Source organism: Commensalibacter sp. M0268, assembly GCF_016101925.1.
Classification (GTDB): Bacteria; Pseudomonadota; Alphaproteobacteria; order Acetobacterales; family Acetobacteraceae; genus Commensalibacter; species Commensalibacter melissae.
In genome coordinates this window covers 314,010-338,230 of the sequence record NZ_JACFPQ010000002.1, presented here as the reverse complement: position 1 = coordinate 338,230, position 24,221 = coordinate 314,010, and the positions used below count along the sequence as shown (strand labels likewise).

The window sequence follows — 24,221 nt, the reverse complement described above, 5'->3', positions numbered from 1 at the left end:
AAATAAATAATTGATTTTTTGAATATATAAATACATTAATAAAAAAACCACCCCGTAGGGTGGCTATAATTCTAAACATTATATTTAGTAATGTTTTACCGCATCTTCAAAGAAAAAATTTCTTCATTTTCAATTTACTAATATTAGGATTATTTATCATCTTTATTACCATTTGTTTCAACATTATTACTTTTAGTTAAAAATATGATAATATAAATTTTTTCCAGTGATTGGCCACTACACAAACATAATGATAATTTATATCATCTTTTAAATTCACCCAACATACATGATGCAGTGAAAGAATAAGAAGCGGAAGAATGACCTAATTATTTGATGCTCCATAATTTTTGGTGTCGTAAATTAATCAGGCAAAATTACTAATTTCCCATAATATCCATTAATATCGTGTATATTCGCACCAATGGAAATTTTCCATATCACCACCAAGCTGTAATATTTGCTGTCCCAATGTAAACATAGATTGACTATCTGAAACAAACCTGATTAATGGACACTTTACAATTGATCCATCTAAAACTTGATATTTGGTCATTGATTTTCCATTAAGATACCTCAATGGAAGGAGCTGTCAATATGTTATCATTCGTTTTGTAATAATGATTTCGTCATATCGATGATAAGTTTCATTTAAGAACCCGCAACATATATTAAGCGATATAACAAGATTATAATTATATACTCATAAAAATTGTCTGTATAAATCTAAATTTCATAATTTAACCTAATAAAAACTAAAATAAATTACTGAATATACTCCAACCTCAAAAGATAACCATATGATTTATATATATAATTCATGGTATAAATAACATATTCATTACTTTAACGATTTATATCGGTCATAATTACCCAATATCTAGATTGCAATTTTTCGGATTTTAAAATTCATTCTTACTATTAAATAATTAATCCGTTTATCCTAAATGATCCCATATCTCAAACTTGATAACAAAGCCAAATAAGTCATTCAAATAACTATAAAAATTTTTATTCTTTCATTGATTAATAGAAAATTAACTTTTATAGTCAGCCAAAAAATTATTTATGGAGATCAAATTATGGTTGAGACAGAAACAGTTTCCATTCACCCTGTCCATCCTGACACACGCAGATATTTTTTACCTCACATTGAAATGCTGGTGAAAGCGGGTTTCCCCTCTCCTGCAGATGACTATCTTGAAGGGAAACTAGAGCTCACAGAACATTTAGTTGATCATCCTTCTGCAACTTATTATATACGGGTTTCTGGAGATTCCATGATTGATTACGGTATTTTCGATCATGATCTTTTGGTAGTTGACCGATCGCTAGATCCCCGTCAGGGTGATATTGTCATTGTTTCTGTTGATGGAGAGTTAACCTGTAAAGCTTTGGCAATTAAAAACAATATCCCTTATTTGAAATCTGGCAATCCCAATTACCCCCCTATAGAAATCAAGGATAAAGAAACCATGATCTGGGGAGTGGTCATTCATACAATCCATTCTTTCAGAAACCGCAATCGTTAAAAACTGTTCAACCATAATAAATAAAATAATGATTGGATTAATTGACTGTAATAATTTTTACGTTTCATGTGAACGTGTTTTTAATCCAAAATTGGAAAATCATCCGGTTGGTATTCTTTCAAATAACGATGGATGTGTTGTTGCCCGCTCTAACGAGCTTAAACCTTTCATCCCCATGGGAATGCCGGCATTTAAAATTCCTTCGGATTTACAAGAGAAAATCACTTTATTAAGTTCCAATTACGAACTTTATGGTGATATGAGCCAACGTGTCTTTGAAACCGTTCAAAATTATTTTTATCATGTTGAGCTTTATTCTATTGACGAAGCATTTATTCATTTAAATGGGGATCAGAAAACCAATAATTATTGTCGCCATGTTCAAAAAATCATTAAGAAAAACACTGGAATCCCTGTTTCCATTGGTCTGTCAACCACCAAAACTCTTGCAAAAATAGCCAACCATATCGCTAAAAAAGATAAAAAACATGAAGGTATTTTCTGTTTAGATATTCATGGTCCTGATTTTAGACATATTCTTGAAAATTTACCAATTTCTGAAATATGGGGTATCGGCCGTCGCTTAAATGCCAAACTGATCGCAATAGGTATTGAAAATGCCTGGCAATTAAAAAATTGCAGCCCCAAATTTATGCAACAACATTTTTCAGTTGTTTTGGAACGTACTGTTCTGGAATTAAGAGGAATTTCCTGTATTGAACTGACAGATTTTCATACACCAAAAAAAAATATAGTCGCTTCTCGAAGTTTTGGTCAAAGTACCAACAACCTGTTTGATATTGAGGAAGCCATTCGCTTGCATACCTGCCGAGCTGCCGAAAAATTAAGAAAACAGCATTCCATTACCCATGCTGTTCTGGTTTTTTTAAGAACCAACCGTTTTCACGATCAATCATTACAATACAACCCTTCCTTTGCCATATCCATGCCATATCCTACAGATGATAGCCGAGAAATCATCAGGGCTGCTCAAAAAGGGCTTCGTAAAATTTTCAGGGCTGAATACCATTATCATAAAGCAGGCATAATGCTTTTGGATATCATCCATAAAAATCAAAGACAGCTTGATTTTTTCACCCATATCCAAAATGACCAATCAATCAAGCGCAATAATAGTCTTATGCAAGTGATCGACAGGATTAATCAACAAATGGGATCTCATACGATTCTCATAGGTGGACAGAGAAAAAAGGCAAGATGGCACCTTAAACGGGAACAGTTGAGCCAACGCTATACAACACGATGGGATGAAATATTGAAATTACGAATTTAAAATTCTTATTGAGTAAATTGATCTGAAAATAATTATTATTCTATCTTGAAAAATTTATTAAATAACGGAGAAGATGGCAATCACAATATATAAATTACACCCGCTTTTGATAAGTTATCTTTAAAAGATATAAGTTTACCAGAAAACTATCACGATAAATTTTCGCATCTATATTAATTGGACAATAAACGCACATCTCCCACAAAAGATTCTAGGGTTTGAAGATGTCCTTGAATTTCCAAAGGATATTTATTTATTAAAGGTTTTGGCACCACCAATCTAACATTTGATTCACACATTTCCTGAAACTGATTTACCGAAACCCCTTCTTGCAATGTGAACAAATGTTTAACTGGGATACGATCCGCTTCATTTAATATTTGTCTCCACCTATCCTTACATGTTGTTTTAACAGCCAGCATTCTCAATTGTTTTGATAAAAAATGTTTATTTTTATAGGCATTTTCACATGGAAAAACAAAATCTGGTCTTTTACCATTTTCCGTCTCTGGTTGATATGAAAAATTTAACCCTTCCTTTAATTTCTCTTCTAAAAAAATCTCTCTAAGATGAAGCTCTAACGAACGACCTGACCGTGCTTTTCTTCTTTGCAAAATTTTTTTTGCTGTTTCAAGAAATGCGTCAATCGTACTAAATCCCTGCCGAATAAAAGAAAACTCTATATTTTTTTCAATATTTCTAAAAAGCTCAAATTCACAATTTCTACGTCTAATAAGACGCTCATCGACAGTATCACCAATATCAGGTATTAACTCAATCACTTTTTTTAAAATATCTATAGTTGTCGGAATGTTGTTTCTCCAATCTTCTGGTATATTCTCTGGTGACAAGCAACAAGAATTGTTTTTGTTCTTTTCTTCAAAGCAATTCCTATCCCAGGATCGAATAATATGTTTCCCGGGAATAATAACTCCTATAAGATTTTCAATCAAATCTTCCTCTGTTACATGATCACACACCCACACATTACAAAGAGAAACATCCCGTCCCTGTTGTCTTTGAAAAGAAAAAATGACCAAAGAACCCGTATTTTCAGGTTCAAGCAAAGCCGAATGCTGACCTCCCCAGTTTGTTATACGCACTTCATCTCGAGTTCCACCATCATGCCATTTGTTATTATACCATATTGCCGTTACATCCCTGATATCATGACAACTGTCAAGTCGCAGTTCGAATGTAACCCTTGGATTTTTTTTACCACTATATTGCAATGATAGAAAAAGATCCATAAGCAGCTTTTTAGGCATGTAAGGACCAGCCTGATGAGATCCTGATGCCAAAGTATCATTGGCTGAAAGACGTTTTACATACCAGACCCTATCCATTCTTCTCTGTTCATCCAGCCAATAAGAAAGTTCATTTAATGAGGCCATTTACTTTCCTCTAACTTGCATATTATCATTACATTTACGAAACCAGTAATCGGTAATAGACACCAGGTCTTCTACAGAAACCTTTTTTTTCCCCTTAATGGCACACTCCCATATAATCATCGACCTCCAACCAAGTTCCCTAAGATTACAAATAGCATTCATATCCCTTTTCTTATTTGTCTCTATCTTATTTTTCCAGAATTCCACTCTTGATGAAGGCATCCTAAACAAATGGCAGTCATGCCCATGCCAAAAACAGCCATGAATAAAAATTACAGCATTATATTTTCGAAAAACCATATCTGGCTTGCCGGGCAGTTTATGATCATGCAACCTGTAACGATAACCTCGTGAATGCAATATTCTGCGTATAAACATTTCAGGAGCTGTATTTTTACAACGAATACACGACATTAATCTACTTCTGGTTTTCTGATCAACAATATCGATCATTTTAATAATGAAACACTTGTCAATTTTGCAAATGGGGAAGTATATGACCGGCAACAGCCTCAACAACAGGAACCACGACCGCATTTCCGAATTGCCTGTATGCCTGGGTATCCGAAACGGGAATTTTAAAATCTGACTGCCCAGGCCTGTCAAACCCCATCAGCCGCGCACATTCTCTCGGGGTCAACCGTCTCGGGTTTTTATCGCATCCCTGTGAGACAAGGATTTCAGATCCGTCCTTGTAATAGCGTGCCGACAATGTTCTGGCCACACTGTCATGATCACACAGTCCAAAACCAAAACCGTTTCCCGCCTTTTTATGCTTGTCAGCATAGTTTTGCAGATATTTCCATAATTTATCGGATAACGTGTATTTTTCGGAAACAGCGGCCTTTTTTCCCACGGTATAGTGGCTTTCCGGTTTTTCACTACCGTTTTCAGGGTGCAGGATTGCCGAGAGGCGGGGCCCTGACAACGGATCGGGCAAGGATAATGTGTCAAAACTGAAATCGTTTTTATCCAGAAAACCGACGATAAAAATACGCTCACGATGCTGGGGAACAAACCCTTTTCCATCAATGATACGCCAGTGCAGGCAATACCCGAGCTCATGTTCCAACACATTGCGAATGATTGAAAAGGTTCTTCCCCTGTCATGACTGACAAGATTTTTCACATTCTCCAACAGGAAACACCTTGGACGATGATATCTGATAATACGCGCGACATCGAAAAACAGGTTGCCCTGTGTCTCACATGCAAACCCGTGCTTCAATCCCAGGGATATTTTTTTTGACACGCCGGCAATTGAAAATGGCTGACATGGAAAACCCGCCAGCAGGATATCGTGATCAGGTATATCCCGCTCACTTATCTTTGTTATATCACCCGCAATTTCATGATTGCATGCATAATTGGCCCTATAGGTTTTTTGCGAATATATATTCCATTCGCTTGTAAACACACATTGACCGCCAATCCGGTCAAATCCACGTCTCAACCCCCCTATGCCCGCAAACAGATCAATGAACCTGAATTTGCATTGCCTCTTTCCTGCAATGGTTATCTTGTTTTGTAATAATGTCATAACAGCCTTACGCGGAACGGCTTCACCCTTTTCCCATCTATATAATGTTCTTTGTGTAAAACCTGCCTCATTAGCCAAATCTTTAATGGAAATCCCAGCCTGTTCTCGTAATTGTGCGAATTCTGTACGTAACATTTTAATCCAACATTATTTTATTTGGAAATAATATTGACATTATGTCATAAAATATTCAAAAATAAAAGCGTCAATAACTTCCCTGCAAAACCTTGGCTATTGTAAAAATGGCATCAATAATCATGATAACATCACCAAGTCTTATACTAAGCAGAACATTGATAATATATTGTAATTTTAAAAAATTTATTTGTTTTTTTAAATAATCCTTAAAAACCACCCATTAATATGACAAGGTTGACAAATAAAAAAAAGATAGAAAAACAAATTAATGAATTAGATAGTTTTAGATGGATCAACAAAAGTGGTTTGTAAATTTTTTGGGATGATACTTTGTTTGAAATTGAAGCAATAATAATAAAAACTCACTAATCTAAAGAATTGTAACAAAATAAAACAAAAGATATAAATTTCTTTTTTATTAACTGATAATTTTTTCATAATATCAAAACATGATAAAATTACAAAAAAACTCAATATTTTTGGGAAATGTAAATTATACAGAATAACTTATTGAATGGCGGAGAAAGTGGGATTCGAACCCACGGTACGCTATTCACGTACACACGCTTTCCAAGCGTGCGCCTTAAGCCACTCGGCCATCTCTCCGTAAAAGGTTAACTAAAATGAAAGATAACAATTTTTTCATATTAGGCAAGAAAAATTTCATAAAAAACAAAGATTATTTCTGAAAAACTTTAAAACTGAAATTAAACCATTTAACAATATAGATTAAAATAAATTTCAAAAAATGATTCATATATAATTTTCATATATTTAGATATTAAACTGATCTTTTATATCGAATTCAATATGGTTTTAAAAACTTTATGAATTTTTAATTGTAGGTTCGATTTCAACCCCTCTCATCACTTTTGATATGTTCCTTGTAAAACTGATTTAACCAATAAATAATCTCATTTTTAGACATCGTATAACTAATTTCAAGCAAAGGAATGGCTGTTTTGTATAAAATAGCCCGTTTGATTTTCATACGGTCCTCTGCATCCCTTGAAAGGTTATGACCAGAACCATGATATTCAATTACCAATTTGGGTGTTCCGAAGCAATTAACCAGTAAAAAATCAACACGTTTATTATTATAGGACCAAAAAGCTTGATCTTGAATTTCCTGGGGCAAGGAAGAATCAGTCTTAATGAATGCTCCCATTGACACTTCAAAACCTATATACCAATGCAATCTCTTATTGATCAACCACATTTGCAGACAATTAAATATGAAAATGGATTCGAAATTAACGGGGATTACAGGATATAGATTACATCGGTTAATGTTAGTGTTTTGTTCTGCATATCGTTTATAAATAAAATCGTCAGCGGAAAATAATTCATGTTTACAATTTTTATAATTAATATGATTTTTATTTTTACGACTGGAAACAAATGTAAACCCTTTTTTTAAAGGAACTTGATTTTTACCCAAAAAATAAAAAAAAACAGAAAAATAGATCAAAGTACAAATTAAAAGAAACGCTAGCATTCAGACAATTCAACAATAAAAAAACCTATTTGATATTTTTCAAAAAATCAAATAGGTCAGAGTAATAATGAAAATCTTGTATCAAAAATTATCGGTCAATTTTCAATGCTGCTAAAAAGGCTGACTGAGGAATCTCAACTTTACCAAATTGTCGCATACGTTTTTTACCTTCTTTTTGTTTTTCAAGCAGTTTACGTTTTCGAGAAATGTCACCTCCATAACATTTGGCAGTAACATCCTTTGATAGGGCCCCAATGGTTTCACGAGCTATGACACGTCCCCCTATTGCTGCCTGGATGGCAATCTTGAACAGTTGACGCGGAATTAAGTCTTTCAATTTGGCACAGATTGCCCGTCCGCGTGATTCCGCTACGGAACGGTGAGCAACAAAGGCCAAGGCATCAACAGGGTCCTGATTTACCAAAATACTAATTCGAACCAAATCACTTTCTTCATAGCCATCCATATGATAGTCAAAACTGGCATATCCTCGTGTCGCGGACTTGAGGCGATCATAGAAATCAAAGACAACCTCATTTAACGGCAGGCGATAAACAACCATTGCCCTTGCCCCAACATACGTCAGGTCAACCTGTTGACCACGGCGTTCTGTACATAAACCCAATACAGCTCCCAGATATTCATCAGGAACCATAATGGATGCTTTTATCCATGGTTCCTCTATTTTTTCAATCAGGGTGGGATCAGGCATGTCAGCAGGATTATGAAGATCCTCAATCGTCCCATCCCGTTTGTATAAATGATAAACAACCGAGGGTGCTGTAGCTATCAGGTTAAGATCAAATTCTCGACTTAACCGTTCCTGTATAATTTCAAGATGTAACAATCCCAGAAATCCACAGCGGAAACCAAATCCCAACGCAGCGGAAGTTTCCGGTTCATAATGAAATGATGCATCATTAAGCTGCAATTTACCTAGACTTTCTCTCAGCTTTTCAAAGTCATCGGCATCCATTGGATATAATCCACACCAAACAACGGGAATTGATGGCTTAAATCCAGCCAAAGGTTCGGTCGCAGGTCGGCGATCATCGGTAATCGTATCACCCACATGACAATCTGCCACGGTTTTAATCGCGGCATTGATAAAACCCAGCTCTCCAGCACCCAGGGATTCAACCTCGCGCATATGGGGCGTGAAAACACCCACCTGTTCAACATGATATGTTCTGTTGTTTGACATCATGCGAATACGCATCCCCTTTTTAAGGCGACCTTCTTTAATACGCACTAAAATAATGACGCCAAGGTAAGTATCATACCAACTATCCACCAACAAAGCTTGCAAAGGTGCCTCCAAATCCCCTTTGGGAGAAGGTAGACGGGTCACCAATGCTTCTAAAACCGCATCAATATTCAAACCTGTTTTTGCCGAGACGCCAATGGCATCAACTGCCGGAATGCCTATGATTTCCTCAATCTGTTCCTTGGTTTTTTCAACATCCGCAGCTGGTAAATCAACCTTGTTTAAAACTGGAACGATCTCATGGTTTGCATCAATGGCCTGATACACATTTGCCAAGGTTTGCGCCTCTACCCCCTGAGAGGCATCAACGACCAGCAACGATCCTTCACAAGCGGCAAGAGAACGGCTTACTTCATAGGCAAAATCCACATGACCCGGTGTATCCATTAAATTAAGGATATAGGTCTTTCCATCATTTGCCTTATAATGCAGTCTTACAGTTTGCGCCTTGATCGTAATGCCACGTTCACGCTCAATATCCATATTATCCAAGACCTGGGCATGCATTTCCCTTTGCGTCAATGCACCACATGCCTGGATAAGACGATCAGCAAGGGTGGATTTCCCATGATCAATATGAGCGATAATAGAAAAATTACGAATAGATTCCAAAGGCGTATCTGTCATGGTGCACCAATATCAATAAGACTGTCTCAATAAATCAAGTTTAACTTTAATTATATATCTATAGATTTTTTACAAAGATTGCTATTCTTTTACATGTTTTAAAGGGTAAGTTGCAACTATTGCCCCCCCCACAATTAGAATAACAGCCATTCCCAATCCAAATGTTGCTGGAGCCTTACCAGCCACCACCAGCCATACCATGGATAGTAAAGGTGCCAAATAGGCCAAGCTTCCCAATAACGACATATTAGCATTTTTTGAGGCATAATCCCAGGCAAGAAAGGCAATTCCCATCGGACCGCAACCCATATAGATCAAGATTATCATTTCTTTCAGGGATGGAATGACTGTTGGTTCAATACTGAAATGAATCAGCATGGCTACCAATGAAATTCCACCGCAAACACCAATCAGCATGCCGGCTGGAACATTTACATATTTTCTATTAACCAATGAATAGATTGTCCATACGATGGCACATAAAAAACCAAGAAAGTACCCTGATAAAACCCACAGGGTAATTACTGTATTTTTTCCTCCATACATTAAAAAAACAGTCCCGGCCAATCCCATCAAAACGCCAATCAAATATGCTATATGAAACTGTCGCTTTCTTAAAAATGCGCTGCAAACAACCAGCATTGTTGGCCATAGATATGACATCAAGGTTACCTGCGCTGGCGGTGCCAAAGCCAATCCCAAAAAATAGAACAAATGAAAAAAGAAAATTCCACTAAATCCGGTGATCCAGGGTTTTAATGGCTGTTTCATTTCATTTAAACGTCCCGTTAGGACCAGAATCAATGTTCCAATAACAAAAGACAAACCGAAACCAAACCATAAAAGCTCAAATCGGGGTATTGGGGCTACAAAAGTTGTCATGATGGCCAGACTTGACCATAATAAAATCGTCAAAAGTCCTGACAGGGTCGCAAACAGATTAAAAGAAAAATTCCCCAAGGATTTATTCGTCACAGGCATAATATTTAGACCAGACAAAATTAAGAGTGAAATAGTAAATATATAAATATATCGCGAAATTTAAAAAGCCCATGTAACGGCTTCTTACATGGGCTTTAATACAAACAGACTGGGTTTATCTTAAATTTCCACCAAGCAAACGTGCAACTTCCTTGATGATTTTTTGGGAGATTGCCTCTATTTCCCCATCTTTCAATGTTCGGTCATTTGGCTGGATAATTACCTGAACAGCGACGGATTTATGATCTGCCTGAACTTTATCTCCTCTATAAACATCAAACAATTCAACCGAATTTATATATTTGCGATCAGCCTGTTTAACGACCTGTAAAAGCTGCTCGACAGGGATCCCGTCTTTTAAAACAAAGGCAAAATCACGCTTTAAGGGTTGAAAGATTGAAAGTACAGGTGCCTTTTTCCTGGTAATCTTCTTTGGAATTACTGTATCAAGCATAATTTCAAAAATCATGGGAGCCTGATCAAAACCAAATTCTTTTACCAAAGAAGGATGCAACTCACCAAAATAAGCCAATATATTTTTTGGCCCCAAACTCAACCGGCCAGAGCGTCCGGGATGATAATAATTCGGTGTTTCACCAACCGTTTTTAAAGAATCAATTGAAATGCCCAGTCCATCGAGAACCGTTAAAACATCCTTTTTTACATCCCATAAAGTAACTTTTGGTGCTTTACCATCATATTGACGTTGCATATGTCCGTACCGTGCACCGGCTGCAATAAGGCGTTCCTGATTTCGTGTAAAGGCAGGACCAGTTTCGAAAAGTCCAATATCACCAATACCCCGTGCTATGTTACGCTGCATAACAGGCAGGATCGAAGCCAGAGGGGTTGGCCGTAATTGATCCATATCATTTGAAATTGGATTCATTAAACGTAAAGATTCAGGCGCTTCCCCCAATCGTGCAGCAATTTCATGATCTACAAATGAAAAATTTACTGTTTCGATCAGACCTTGTGCAGCAAGCAGACGGGAACAAAGAATAGAACGCTCCTGATCTGTTGTTAGTGCAGGTGAAGGAACGGGCTGAATCAAAGGCATTGAACAGGCGGGAATTTTATCCAATCCCTCTATACGCAATATTTCTTCCACCAAATCGGCTTCACCCTCTAGGGCTCTTACAGAATCAAGCAGTCTGTCTTTTTTTACCATATCCAACTTGGAATTATAGGACATTTTGATGGGCATTGCGATATCATTACGCCATGAAGGTACATCAACCCTTATCCATTCCGAATTTTTTTCTGCTATCACAAAACCAAGATTGGTCAGTATTTCCGAAACCCTATTTTCCGATACTGTCAATCCACCATAATCTTTCAAACGATTATAATGCAAGGTTGCTGTACGCTGCCATTTGGGTTCTTGACCTGCATGAACCACATCGCTTGCCTGCCCCCCACACAATTTGATAATCATTTGCGTAGCCAATTCGATCGCATCTGGTAACAAAGCCTGATCAACGCCCCGTTCAAACCTCTGTCGCGCATCAGTCACGATCATATGACGTCGACCACTCAAGGCAATCAAAACAGGATCGAAAAGAGCACATTCAAGAAAGATATCTGTTGTATTCTCACTGACACCTGTTTTTTCACCACCCATCAATCCTGCCAAGGATTGAACACCGGCTTCATCAATCATGACGCAATCTTTGTCAGTGACTTGGTATTCTTTCTCATCCAAGGCCATGAATTTTTCACCATTGCCACGACATATTGTTAGCTGCTTGCCTGCAATCCTGTCCAGATCATAAACATGCAATGGACGCCCAAGATCAAAGGCAAAATAATTGGTTATATCAACCAAACATGAAATTGGTCTTATTCCAACAGCTCTTAAGCGTTTCTGTAACCATTCGGGACTTGGACCATTTTTAACATTTTGAATTGTTCTGCCCAGAATCCAGGGACAGGCGTCTTCATATTGGTTATTCCAACTCAAAGCTGATGAAAATTGCGCTTGTATTTTTGGAACCTTCAGTGGTTTCAGTGTTCCCATACCGGCGACAGACAAATCTCGGGCTATATTTCTTATTGATAATGCGTCACCACGATTTGGAGTGATAGCAATTTCAATGACTGGATCATTCAACTGGGCATATTCTGCATAAGATACACCTATTGGAGTATCAACTGGCAATTCCATAATACCATCATGATCATCTCCCAGATTTAATTCACGGGAAGAGCACATCATGCCATTACTTTGCTCTCCACGGATTTTACCCGCTTTGATTGTAATATCACTTCCAGGCACATAGGTACCAACAGGTGCCAAAACCGTTATTAGCCCAGCACGGGCATTGGGTGCACCACAAACAATCTGAATATCTTCAAATCCTTTACCAGCATCAACATGACAAACACGAAGACGGTCAGCATTGGGATGCTGTTCGGCAGAAATAATTTTGGCTGTCCTAAAAGGTGCCAGTGTTTTACCAGGATCCTCGACCCCTTCCACTTCCAAACCGATTTTATTCAAGGCTGCACATATATCTTCAAGAGATCTATTTGTATTCAAATGATCATGAAGCCAAGACAATGTAAATTTCATTTCCTATATCCCTTCATGAATGCTTGGGGATTTGAAAGGGGAAAACCCGTAATAACGCAGCCAACGTACATCACCTTCATAAAATGACCGCAAATCAGCAATTCCATATTTTAACATCGTCAGACGTTCGATACCGACACCAAAAGCGAAAGCTTGCCATTCACGAGGATCAACACCGCAATTTGCCAATACACGTGGATGCATCATTCCTGCGCCGAGAATTTCAAGCCAATCCGAACCACCACCCAATTCTCCAGTTTTGCGGTTCCAGCCGATATCGATTTCCATGGAAGGTTCAGTAAACGGAAAATAGGACGAACGAAAACGAACGGGTAAATTTGGTATTCCAAAAAAAGCTCTAAGGAAATCTACAAGACATCCCTTTAAATGACCCAAAGTGATATTTTTCTCTACAACCATACCCTCGCACTGATGAAACATCGGTGAATGAGTTGCGTCATGATCTGCACGATAGGTACGACCTGGTGCAATGATGCGTATGGGAGGTTCCTGTTCCAAAAGCGTGCGAATTTGTACTGTTGAAGTCTGAGTCCTTAATAATAGTTGCTGTTCATCTGTAGATTTGGAGGGGAGATAGAACGTATCATGATCAGCACGCGCGGGATGGTTTTCATCAATGTTCAACGCAGAAAAATTAAACCAATCCGTATCGATATTAGGCCCTTCTGCAACCTTGAAGTTCATTGCCGCAAAAATGGCAACAATTTCTTCGATTGTTCGTTGCAAGGGATGCAATGTACCTTTTACAACAGAAACAGGCATTGAGACATCAACTGCCTCCGCATTCAATTTTTCATTTAACGCTTTTTCCTCAAGAATGGCCTTACGTATTTCAATTGCTTTGGTCAGCTCATTTCTTAATTCATTTAAAACACGACCACGCTCTTTACGTAATTCAGGTTCAACCTTTCCCAATTCTTTCAATTTCTGTACCAACGGGGCTGATTTCCCCAACGCTGATACCCGAACACTGTCCCATGCACGCAAATCCTGTGCCTGATCTAAAGCATGAAGCGTTTCCTGCTTTATGATTTCAAGATCCTTATCCATCTAACCCCTCAATAAACAAAAAAGGGCTGTCATCAGACAACCCTCTCTATTCCATTCATTTTCATGAACAGATTAATCTCATAAAAAGTTAAGCAAGTGCAGCCTGAACCTTTTTAACGATTTCTGCAAAGGTTGCTGCATCATCATAAGCAATTGCAGATAACACTTTACGATCCAGCTCGATACCAGCCTTATTCAGACCATTGATAAAACGGCTATAGGTCAATCCATGTTCACGAGCAGCGGCATTGATACGTTGAATCCACAATGAACGGAAATCTCGTTTTTTAACGCGGCGATCACGATATGCATATTGTAAAGATTTTTCCAAACGTTCAAGCGCAATGCGATAATTGGTTGACGAACGACCGCGAAAACCCTTGGATTGATCCAATACCTTTTTATGACGGGCGTGTGTGGTAACACCTCTTTTAACTCTTGCCATAGTTCTTTGTACTCCTTAGCGTGACAGACCGTATGGGGCCCATTGTTTAATTGTACGACCATCCTGTGGTTCCAATACCTGTGTCCCACGATTGCTGCGTTTTGCTTTTTGGGTACGATTAATCAAACCGTGACGTTTGTTACCTGGACCAGCCAGCACCTTACCTGTTGCCGTGATCTTAAATCTTTTCTTGACCGATGACTTGGTCTTGATCTTGGGCATTTCATACTCCTTAAAAATTCTGGATACGTTATTGCTAACATCGAAACTTACGTCATAAGAAGGGCAGCCCATTTTCCAAGCCCAACCCATAAACGTAGTGTGTTATATAAACACTATTTAAGTTAAGCTCAAGAAAAATCTACCAATCTCATCAAAATTAAACTTTATTTTTCAAAAAAGTTTATTAAATAAGCATTTAGCCATTTATTGAGTCATCCAAATATTTTTAAAAGTGAATTTAATTCACTTAAATATTTTCATGAAGTATTCAAACATGAACAATACAATTTCTCCGGATAAATCCCCATACCGTTTCAAATTCTCTGATCAAACAAAAGGAATGTTTTTTGCCATCCTTGCTGGCTGCCTATGGGGATTGAGTGGTGTAATCGGACAATATCTTTTGCAAACCGTTCATATTGATACAGCCTGGATGATCGCGATACGCATGTGGTTACCTGGAACAATCCTGTTAGGACTTTGTTATCGCAAATACGGGAAAAATATTTTTCTTCCCTTAAAAAACCGAAAAGACATTATCTACCTGGTGAATTTTTCAATTTTTGGCATTCTTGTTTCACAACTCTGCTACTTTTTAACCGTTAAATATTCCAATGCGGCAACAGCAACAATATTGCAATATTTATATCCAATCGTCATTGCAGTCATATTGACTATCTATTTGAGAAAACCTCCCTCTTTATATGTTATCCTATCCATTATCTTAGCAATTACAGGAACATTCTGTATCATTACAAACGGTTCGATTTATGAAATCACCCTTCCCCCAAAAGCTTTGTTATACGGTGGTATCAGTATTCTTAGTTCGGTAATTTATACATTATATCCAATCCCCCTTCTCCAAAAATATAATACCTCAACCATTGCGGGATGGGGTATGTTAATCGGCGGGATCATTCTCAATTTTTTCTACCCTTTCTGGCATCTAGAGGTAAATCTAAATTTTGTCAACTGGATTGAACTGATGATAGTTATTTTTGGTGGAGGAATGTTTGGTTTTCTTTTCTATCTTATAGGAATAAAATTATTGGGCAGCACAAAAGGTAGCATTTTAGCAACGGTGGAACCGTTATCAGCTGTTTTTTTCTCTGTTTTCCTTTTAAATGTGAAATTTACCTTAATAGACTGGCTAGGAACTGCCTGTATTATCAGCATGATTATTATTTTAGCAGTTAAAAAGGTCTAGGGTAAAATCCAAGTCTGAAAATCTCTTAAACCATTTAATTGCCATTGTTTCATATTTGCCTGATCCAGTTCAGATAATTCAGCAGGTAATAAGGTTTAAGGTTAAAGAATTAATTAAATCCTTTAGTTGACTTGATACTTGTCGCACTTGCAATAGAGGCCGGCAACTTCTTTTTGTGCGTGCGACCATGCCAAAGCTATAAATGCCTGATTAACATGATGATTGACTGAAATCTTATCTAAAGTTTTTCAAAATCCGCATGCCCTGATCATTCAAGTATGTGGCAATCTTGTCATTTCTCGCACTGTGATCATATCTTCATAATTTCGATATTTCCCCGTTAAAAATCCTGAATTAAGACTATAATAAATAATTACCCCAATATTTTTTTCTGATCACAAGATTACGTAATGTATCATCAAATTGTGGATTGTCGTAAAGATTATATTCAGATTGTAATGTTTGATATATTGGTAATTACTGCTTTGTGGACAACCCGTATCGAATTTGACAATTGTTTCAAATTGGGATTTGATGCACCTATATTACGGATCTTTCTTTCAAAAGCTTTTCATAGGCAAAAAGCGTTTCTTTATAAGCTATATTTTCATCCGTCTAATTCAATTGATAAAGATCTATAATATCAATTTGCAGCCCTGTTTTGCCCAAATTCTTTTTTTTCATATATTCTTTCCTGAAAATTAAATAACATAATAATTAAGCACAATATGTTATGAATTTCTGGCTATTCATCTTATAAATAGATTACAATTATGGTATAATTGTTAATCCTAACAGAAAATAGAATCTTCATTGTCGAGTGAAAAATATTTTATTTTTAAATAAAGTGTAATTATTCAAAAAAAACGATAGAATAGTCAGGATTATCCCCAAATATTTTAAATTAAGGGTAAAGTAATATTCATGCGTAAAAAAATAATTTTATATGCTTTCATTTTCTTAACCTGTGTTGGTATTGGAATATATTATCGCTATGAGGTGCAAAGCGAAAATCATGCGGATGCAGCCTTGCAATCTGGATATTTATATCTGAAAAATAACAAACCATTACAGGCTATGGGAGACTTTAGTTTTCTGTCAGAATATTACGGTAATCGTCACAATAAGACAATTCAGAAAATTGTAGCCAAGGGTTTATTAAAAAAAGCCGAAATCCTTACCAATCTTCATGATATTGAAGGAGCCGTCATTACCTATGAACAACTCAGCAACCTCTACATGGGCAGCAACAATAAAAAAATACGGTATGATGTGGCAAAAGCGCGGTTTAACCAAGGTAACCTCTTACTTCAACAAAAACAATATGATGAAGCCATGCTAGCCTTTTCATATTTGGTTTCCACATATGGATCTGATCAGAAAATTGATATTAAGCGCATGATTGCTCAGGTTATGTATAATGAAACTGTAATTCTGAACGAAACTGGGCATCATGATACAGCCCTCAACATCCATTCATCAATTGTAGAAAAATTTGTCAAAGACAAAGATCCAACCCTTCGGTTAATCACTGCCCGATCCATTATGGCCAGAACCAAAAACCGTCTTGACCGTAAAGAATGGGGAATAGCACTTTATAACAGCAATGCATTTATTCGGTTATATCATGATGACCCCAATCCTCAGATCAAAAAATTTCTTTTGCAAAATTTGTTATATCGAGCCGAAATACTTCATCGGGTAGTTCACATTCCTGAAAATCAAAAAGATTTATTTGGCAATGATCCACAAAACGCTGCATTAAAAACCTATGATGAAATTCTGGCAAAAATCAATGCCTCTACAAACAAAGATGAAGATTTGCCATATTACAAATCCATTGCCCTGTTAGGTAAAACGCAGATTTTAAACAGTAAACATGATACAGATACAGCGTTAGCTCTATGCAACCAAATTCATGATGATTTTTCACAATTTACCAACCCTAAAATCAGGAAGATCGTTGCTATGGCACTGCTTACCAAAGCCAATATCCTCACTGATCTTAACCGCTTGAACCAGGCCTCTTCTGTCTACGACCAGATCTTGAACAAATATAAATCAGTTCATGATTCAGAACAAAATGACCTGAATGACATAATTATCAAGGCATATATCAATAAAAGCATTATTTTGGAAAAACAGAAACAGAGCAAATTCGCCTTGCAATATTTAACCGATGTAATAAAACTTTATAAGGATACTCAAGACGAGAAATTATATTATGAAATCAGCAATGCCTATCTAACCAAGGCCGAACTTCAAATCAATTCACAGCAATATGACCAGGCTCTTTCAACTTATACAGAATTTATCGCTGTTGCCCATCATAAAAATAATCCAAAAACCCGCTATAATGGTGCCGATGCAATTTTAAAAAAAGCAAAGCTTCAAATTATGTTACATAAAGGTATTGAAATTAAACAAACATATGATCAACTGATTAATTTTTATATTGACGATCAAAATATCAATATCAAACGACTAATTGCGCAGGGTATGTATGACCATGCTGAAAAGTTGTTTAAGAATAACCGGGGATATACAGCACTCAATACAATACAGGATATTTTCAATTATTTCAAAGCGAGTGAAAAAGATCAATTCATTGCCAATATCCTTGATAAAACCAATGCCTTGAACAAACAGCTGGATCGTTCAATAAGCTGGTAATTTTCTATTTTTTGCACAAAAAAAGCTATGATTTTTTATTAAGTCATAGCCCTTTTTAAAACGAAAAAATTAAAAAACTAGTTTTTACTTTTATCAACCAAACGGTTTTTTGTAATCCATGGCATCATTTCACGTAATTTTCCACCAACCTGTTCAATTGGATGATTGTTCAATTGCTGGCGACGTGCTTTTAAACTTATTTGTCCAACCTTATTATCAGTCATAAATTTATTAACAAAGGTTCCATCCTGTATATCTTTTAAAATATTCCGCATGGCGTTACGAGATTCTTCTGTAATAACCCGAGGACCTGAAACATATTCTCCATATTCCGCTGTATTTGAAATTGAATAGTTCATATTGGCAAACCCTCCCTCATAAATAAGGTCAACAATCAACTTAACCTCATGAAGACACTCAAAATATGCCATTTCAGGTGCATAGCCTGCTTCAACAAGCGTTTCAAACCCATTTCGGATCAAGTCTACCAATCCACCACATAATACCGCTTGTTCACCAAAAAGATCTGTTTCACATTCCTCACGAAAGGTTGTTTCAATAACGCCAGAACGGCCACCACCTATTGCGGCGGCATAAGAAAGCGCAATCTCTAGGGCATTACCTGAAGGATTCTGGTGAACGGCAACCAAGCATGGAACCCCTCCACCACGCTGATATTCTGAACGAACAGTGTGGCCTGGACCTTTAGGAGCAATCATGAAAACATCCAGATCAGGACGAGGTTCAATAATCTTGAAATGAATGGCTAAACCATGTGCAAAGGCAATTGCGGCTCCTTGCTTAAGATTTTTTTCCAGTTCTTCACGATATAAATCCCCTTGTGCTTCATCTGGAGTCAAAATCATAACAACGTCAGCCCAGGCGGCAGCATCTGCGACACTCATAACCTTTAAACCAGCCGCTTCTGCTTTTTGTGCACTCTTGGAACCTGGACGAAGACCAATTACAATATCTTTTACCCCACTATCTTTCATATTGTTTGCATGGGCATGACCTTGGCTGCCATAGCCCAATACGGCAACTTTTTTGTTCTTGATCAAATTAACATCTGCGTCACGATCATAATAAACACGCATCTAAATAATCCTTACAAATTTTCAATTTAATAAATTGTATGACAACCACGTCCAATGGCGGCAATACCTGTTCTGGACAATTCTACCAAACCCAATGGACGTAATAAATCCACAAAAGCATTTATTTTTTCGGTTTTACCAGTCAGTTCAAACACAAGGGAGTCAATACTTGCATCAACAACCTGTGCCCGGAATGCACCAGCCAAATTTAACGCTTCTGTTCTTTCATTTCCTTTGGAAACAACCTTAATTAATGCTAATTCGCGTGCAACATATGAACTCTGTTCACATAAATTAACAACATGATAGACAGGAACCTGCCTACTTAACTGCTCTTTGATTTGATCAATCACCATGGGAGTGCCAGAAGTCAGAATATTGATTCTGGATTTCTTTTCATCCTTATTTACAGGTGCGACAGTAAGACTTTCAATATTATACCCGCGTCCCGACAACAGACCTATAACACGGGACAGAACACCACTTTCATTTTCAACAATCAAAGAAAAAACAGCTTTAACAAAATTATCTTTATCTTCGATGACTTCAGATAACAATACATTATTACGTTGATTGCCCATTTTTATTCCCAACATTAAAATAAAATAAAAAATGCCAAGCCTTATTTTTTATTTGGTCCCAATATCATCTGATTGTGGGGTGCACCCGCTGGAATCATTGGAAAACAATTTTCCTCTTGCTGAACACAAACATCAACCAACACTGGTCCCGGCTCATCAAGCATTTCATCAATGACATTATCCAAGTCATCAATCGTTTCTATTCTCAATCCCTTAATGCCAAAACTTTCCGCCAATTTAACGAAATCAGGTAGACTTTCACTGTAACTTTCAGAATAACGTCCACCATGAACCAATTCCTGCCATTGTCGCACCATACCCATATAATGGTTATTCAAGATAAAAATCTTCACTGGCAGACGATATTGTTTGATTGTGGCCAGTTCCTGAATGTTCATCATGGTAGAGGCCTCGCCCGCAATATCTATAACAAGATCCTCGGGATGCGCAATTTGTGTTCCTACAGAAGCCGGTAATCCATACCCCATGGTACCCAATCCACCAGATGTCATGAAATGATTAGGCTGATCAAAAACATAATATTGAGCTGCCCACATTTGGTGCTGACCGACTTCTGTTGTTACATATGCCTCTTTTTTTCTTTTTTTAACCGCTTTGTAAAGCGAACGAATGGCATGCTGGGGCTTTACAATACTGCCCTTTGATTTATCCTGATCATATTTCAGGCACTCTATTGACTGCCATGCTTCAATTTGTTTCCACCAGTTTTTCAAATCTTTTTTCTGATCTTCCCTTTTGTCCCATAACTTGATCATCAACTCGATCGTTTTGGCCACGTCCCCGACAATAGGTATGTCAACAATTACAATCTTGTTAATTTGAGAAGGGTCAATATCAGCATGTATTTTAATGGAATTCGGTGAGAAATGTTTTACACTGCCTGTAACACGGTCATCAAATCGCGCACCCAAAGCAATCAAGACATCACAATCATGGGTGGCCATATTTGCTTCATAAGTTCCATGCATTCCTAACATGCCGAGAAAATGCTTGTCTGAACCAGGAAATGCACCAAGACCCATTAACGTAGCAGTACACGGAAAATCGGTTAAGTTAACCAATCTCTTTAACGATTCACATGCCTTTTTTCCAGCATTAATAACCCCACCTCCTATATAGAATAAGGGACGCTTTGCCTTTTTCATTGCATCTACCGCTTTTACAACCTGATTTTCATCGGGTTCAGTAACCGGTCTATAAGATGGATAAGGTTCGACTTTGTTTTTCTTAATATAGGGTGCTTTTTCTAATGTGACATCTTTTGGAATATCGACAAGAACAGGTCCGGGCCTACCTGTTTTGGCTATATAAAATGCCTCATGCAATTTCTGAGCCAATTTTTCCGTATCCTTAACCAGATAATTAAATTTAGTCGCGGCCCTAGTAATCCCAACCGTGTCCGCTTCTTGAAAAGCGTCATTACCAATCAAACTTCTGAAGACCTGTCCACTGATACAAACAATGGGAACGGAGTCCATTAAGGCATCCACCAACCCAGTAACGGTATTGGTTGCGCCCGGTCCACTGGTAACCAAAACAACACCTACCTTTCCCGTTGAACGGGCATAGGCTTCAGCGGCATGCACGGCAGCCTGTTCATGGCGTGTTAGAATATGGCGAATTTTCTTTTGCTTGAATAAAACATCATAAATGGGCAGAACAGCCCCACCCGGATATCCAAAAATAATATCCACACCCTGATCAACGAGTACCTGTAAAAGAACTTCTGCTCCAGTCATATCATAATTTTTTTTTTCTTTAAGAGCATTATTACCGTTCTTTTGCATAGCCTCTGTCATTTTCAATTAATCCTTGGTATTAATAGAATTATAAATTTAAACCAAATAAAATGATTTGCAGTTTAATCTTATCTTATAAATTATTATTGAAATTACCCTAATCAATAAATGATTATTCGTCAATAAAACTATTAATAAAAAGTTCAGATTTTTTAATAATTCTTTGCAAATATTGCGTATTTCTGTCTATTCTTGAATTAAAAATACAAGTTTGCTGCACTGGCGCTAAAATTCGATGTGAAAACCATGTTTCCTGACGCTTAATGTATCGTTGCGTATTCTTTACAGCCTGTTCAACGGCCTCGTTAATAGAAATCCTGTTATTAAGATAAGCCATAAACTCTGGAACTCCATGAGCTCTGGACAAAGGACATGACAAAGACGGTTTTTTTTCCGCATAAAGTTTAACCTCCTCCAGTGCACCTTCATCAATCATCAATCCAAAACGATTAGCTACGGCTTGACGTAAAACAGAACGCTCAGGTGCAAGGCGAATAACAATAAAATTACAATCTGCACCAGGTAAATGCGCATGTTTTTGCCAATATCTCAATCCTTTCCCACTTGATTTCCAGACTTCCCATGCTCGAGCAATTCTTTGAGAATCATTAGATTTTAATTCCTCGACCGATTCAGGATCTTCTTTGGCCAATTCATTATATAAATCCGCCAGTTTTCCATCATTGACTAACTGACGTGCCTGTTTCCTTATTGACGGATCTGGTTCAGGTATCATGGCAATACCATGAATTAAGGAATGAAAATACATGCCTGTTCCACCACATAATACAGGCAATTTGTGATTTTCCCATATTTTCTGCAACTGATTAAGTGCCTGTTGTCGCCACCAACCAACATTACCCGTTTCATACCAAGGTAACACCCCATATAAATAATGTGGAACTCGTTTTTCATCCTCAAAAGAGGGACGAGCGGTTATGATACGTAAATCAGCATAACATTGCATTGCATCCGCATTGATAATTGATCCATTTAAACTTTGTGCAAGCTGTAAAGCGAGGAAAGATTTACCTGAACATGTTGGACCGGCAACAATAACCGCCCAATTTTTTTTTTCCTGCCGCAATTCATTATTTAAAGACCGTGATTGAAGCACCGCCTGTTCCATAAGCGTAATCCATGTTTTGGTTTATTCATAATAATTGAATCACTAATTAGTTATAAAACAATTCCCTGAAAACCGCTTTATATAATTAAATTTCAGAAGTTCTTGTTTTTATGAGAAATATCATTAAAAGTTAACCAAAATCAAATTGATCTGAATTCATTATGTTAAAGCCCCAATCTTATCACGGATAATTTTATGTCCTTTATTTTTACTTTGGTAACACCACCCTCATTGCTTAATCAATCAATTATAGATCGAGTTAGACAGAAATTCTCATATCTGAATTATCAATGGCTTTCTCATGAAGAAGCGATAGATTTTATCGCTCCAGCTTCCATTAATAATCTAACCGGAGCTCTGGCACTTTATCAAGATATAAAAAAATCGCTGGATATTGATAAGGCAGATTTTTTTATAACCTGTTCCACGCACAGAAAAAAAAGGCTTTTAATAGCTGATATGGACAGTACTATCGTGAAAAATGAAACACTTGATGACCTGGCTGCCGAAGCAGGAATTGGCGATCGCATTTCTGCAATAACCGAACGTGCCATGAATGGTGAGCTTGATTTTGAAACAGCCCTAAAAGAAAGAATCGCCTTGTTGAAAAACGTTTCTATAAATTTTTTGGAAAAAACCTGGAATAAAACAAAACTCAATGAAGGGGCAAAAATTCTTGTAGCTACAATGAAAAACCATTATGCGCATACAGCTTTAATTTCCGGAGGATTCACCTATTTTACCGAAAAAGTAAGCCAGATTTGTCAATTTGATGAAAATCATGCAAATCAATTAAGTTTTCAGAATAATATGCTTGATGGAAAGGTTATTCCTCCAATTCTTGGAAAAGAAGCTAAATTGAATCATCTTCAACGCCTTACAAAAGAACTTTCCTTGTCCAATGATGAAACAATGGCAATTGGCGATGGTGCCAACGACCTGCCCATGTTGAGTTCTGCAGGATTAGGTATCGGTTTTTATCCCAAACCGATTGTTGCTGAAAAAATTATAAATAAAATTCAGCATACCTCGTTACTATCCGCTTTATTCGTTCAAGGTTACAAACGTAATGAATTTACGTCATTATAAAATGTAACATTTTCCATACAAAACAAATTTTTGATCAAATT

Annotated in this window: 21 protein-coding genes and 1 tRNA gene; 6 read left to right on the top strand and 16 right to left on the bottom strand. The window is 37.1% G+C overall.

The features are described from left to right. Nucleotides 1–400: 400 nt before the first annotated feature. Nucleotides 401–556 carry a hypothetical protein gene (locus H3R28_RS04915; protein WP_155571829.1) on the bottom strand — a complete coding sequence of 52 codons (156 nt, stop codon included), beginning with the start codon at nt 554–556 and terminating at the stop codon, nt 401–403. Nucleotides 557–1,082: 526 nt separating this feature from the next. Here H3R28_RS04915 and H3R28_RS04910 point away from each other — a divergent pair. Both H3R28_RS04910 and H3R28_RS04905 read left to right on the top strand, forming a co-directional pair. Continuing rightward, nucleotides 1,083–1,532, top strand: a complete 450-nt coding sequence (locus tag H3R28_RS04910) for a LexA family transcriptional regulator (protein ID WP_198209884.1) — start codon at nt 1,083–1,085, stop codon at nt 1,530–1,532. Nucleotides 1,533–1,560: 28 nt separating this feature from the next. Next, the gene (locus H3R28_RS04905; protein WP_198209883.1) at nt 1,561–2,826 is read left to right on the top strand and encodes a Y-family DNA polymerase; all 1,266 of its coding nucleotides are present in this window, start codon (nt 1,561–1,563) and stop codon (nt 2,824–2,826) included. 173 nt (nt 2,827–2,999) lie between these two features. On the opposite strand, the gene H3R28_RS04900 is transcribed toward H3R28_RS04905, so the two are convergent. The 11 genes from H3R28_RS04900 to rpmI all read right to left on the bottom strand — a co-directional run bounded on the left by H3R28_RS04900 (nt 3,000) and on the right by rpmI (nt 14,584). Further along, entirely contained in the window at nt 3,000–4,220 is a 1,221-nt protein-coding gene (locus H3R28_RS04900) for a type II restriction endonuclease (RefSeq protein ID WP_232351224.1), read from the bottom strand. Further along, on the bottom strand, nt 4,221–4,634 hold the full coding sequence (locus tag H3R28_RS04895) for a very short patch repair endonuclease (protein ID WP_232342134.1): 414 nt from the start codon (nt 4,632–4,634) through the stop codon (nt 4,221–4,223). 58 nt (nt 4,635–4,692) lie between these two features. Continuing rightward, entirely contained in the window at nt 4,693–5,895 is a 1,203-nt protein-coding gene (dcm, locus tag H3R28_RS04890) for a DNA (cytosine-5-)-methyltransferase (protein WP_198209879.1), read from the bottom strand. Nucleotides 5,896–6,413: 518 nt separating this feature from the next. Beyond that, nucleotides 6,414–6,504 (bottom strand) — tRNA-Ser (locus H3R28_RS04885). A 247-nt stretch (nt 6,505–6,751) separates the two neighbouring features. After that, entirely contained in the window at nt 6,752–7,117 is a 366-nt protein-coding gene (locus tag H3R28_RS04880; RefSeq protein ID WP_255518689.1) for a DUF2726 domain-containing protein, read from the bottom strand. Nucleotides 7,118–7,484: 367 nt separating this feature from the next. Further along, a complete protein-coding gene (lepA, locus tag H3R28_RS04875; protein WP_198209875.1) occupies nt 7,485–9,290 on the bottom strand; it encodes a translation elongation factor 4 in 1,806 nt (601 codons plus the stop codon). Nucleotides 9,291–9,371: 81 nt separating this feature from the next. Then, nucleotides 9,372–10,271, bottom strand: a complete 900-nt coding sequence (locus H3R28_RS04870) for a DMT family transporter (protein ID WP_198209873.1) — start codon at nt 10,269–10,271, stop codon at nt 9,372–9,374. Nucleotides 10,272–10,386: 115 nt separating this feature from the next. Next, nucleotides 10,387–12,846, bottom strand: coding sequence for a phenylalanine--tRNA ligase subunit beta (gene pheT, locus H3R28_RS04865; protein WP_198209872.1), 2,460 nt, complete (start codon nt 12,844–12,846; stop codon nt 10,387–10,389). Nucleotides 12,847–12,849: 3 nt separating this feature from the next. Next, entirely contained in the window at nt 12,850–13,917 is a 1,068-nt protein-coding gene (gene pheS / locus H3R28_RS04860) for a phenylalanine--tRNA ligase subunit alpha (protein WP_122123425.1), read from the bottom strand. Nucleotides 13,918–14,005: 88 nt separating this feature from the next. Continuing rightward, entirely contained in the window at nt 14,006–14,362 is a 357-nt protein-coding gene (gene rplT, locus H3R28_RS04855; protein WP_198209870.1) for a 50S ribosomal protein L20, read from the bottom strand. A 15-nt stretch (nt 14,363–14,377) separates the two neighbouring features. Next, entirely contained in the window at nt 14,378–14,584 is a 207-nt protein-coding gene (gene rpmI / locus H3R28_RS04850; RefSeq protein WP_198209868.1) for a 50S ribosomal protein L35, read from the bottom strand. A 274-nt stretch (nt 14,585–14,858) separates the two neighbouring features. Between rpmI and H3R28_RS04845 the strand changes: the two genes are divergently transcribed. From H3R28_RS04845 to H3R28_RS04835, 3 genes are all read left to right on the top strand, one after another. Beyond that, nucleotides 14,859–15,791, top strand: coding sequence for a DMT family transporter (locus tag H3R28_RS04845; RefSeq protein WP_155565297.1), 933 nt, complete (start codon nt 14,859–14,861; stop codon nt 15,789–15,791). Between the two features lie 410 nt (nt 15,792–16,201). After that, on the top strand, nt 16,202–16,432 hold the full coding sequence (locus tag H3R28_RS04840; RefSeq protein ID WP_198209867.1) for a hypothetical protein: 231 nt from the start codon (nt 16,202–16,204) through the stop codon (nt 16,430–16,432). Nucleotides 16,433–16,715: 283 nt separating this feature from the next. Next, complete coding sequence (locus tag H3R28_RS04835; RefSeq protein ID WP_198209865.1) at nt 16,716–18,464, top strand: tetratricopeptide repeat protein; 1,749 nt, start codon at nt 16,716–16,718, stop codon at nt 18,462–18,464. A 77-nt stretch (nt 18,465–18,541) separates the two neighbouring features. Here the strand turns inward: H3R28_RS04835 and ilvC are convergent, their stop codons facing one another. The 4 genes from ilvC to miaA form a co-directional block, all read right to left on the bottom strand. After that, on the bottom strand, nt 18,542–19,561 hold the full coding sequence (gene ilvC / locus H3R28_RS04830) for a ketol-acid reductoisomerase (RefSeq protein ID WP_122123421.1): 1,020 nt from the start codon (nt 19,559–19,561) through the stop codon (nt 18,542–18,544). 26 nt (nt 19,562–19,587) lie between these two features. Beyond that, complete coding sequence (gene ilvN / locus H3R28_RS04825) at nt 19,588–20,142, bottom strand: acetolactate synthase small subunit (protein WP_155566654.1); 555 nt, start codon at nt 20,140–20,142, stop codon at nt 19,588–19,590. Nucleotides 20,143–20,183: 41 nt separating this feature from the next. Next, nucleotides 20,184–21,962 carry a biosynthetic-type acetolactate synthase large subunit gene (ilvB, locus tag H3R28_RS04820; protein ID WP_370552819.1) on the bottom strand — a complete coding sequence of 593 codons (1,779 nt, stop codon included), beginning with the start codon at nt 21,960–21,962 and terminating at the stop codon, nt 20,184–20,186. A 112-nt stretch (nt 21,963–22,074) separates the two neighbouring features. Then, nucleotides 22,075–23,091 (bottom strand): tRNA (adenosine(37)-N6)-dimethylallyltransferase MiaA, encoded by a 1,017-nt coding sequence (gene miaA / locus H3R28_RS04815; RefSeq protein ID WP_155569113.1) that lies wholly within the window; start codon nt 23,089–23,091, stop codon nt 22,075–22,077. A gap of 195 nt (nt 23,092–23,286) precedes the next feature. Between miaA and serB the strand changes: the two genes are divergently transcribed. After that, nucleotides 23,287–24,180: a phosphoserine phosphatase SerB gene (serB, locus tag H3R28_RS04810; protein WP_198209863.1), complete on the top strand. Its 894-nt coding sequence runs from the start codon at nt 23,287–23,289 to the stop codon at nt 24,178–24,180. Nucleotides 24,181–24,221 lie beyond the last annotated feature (41 nt).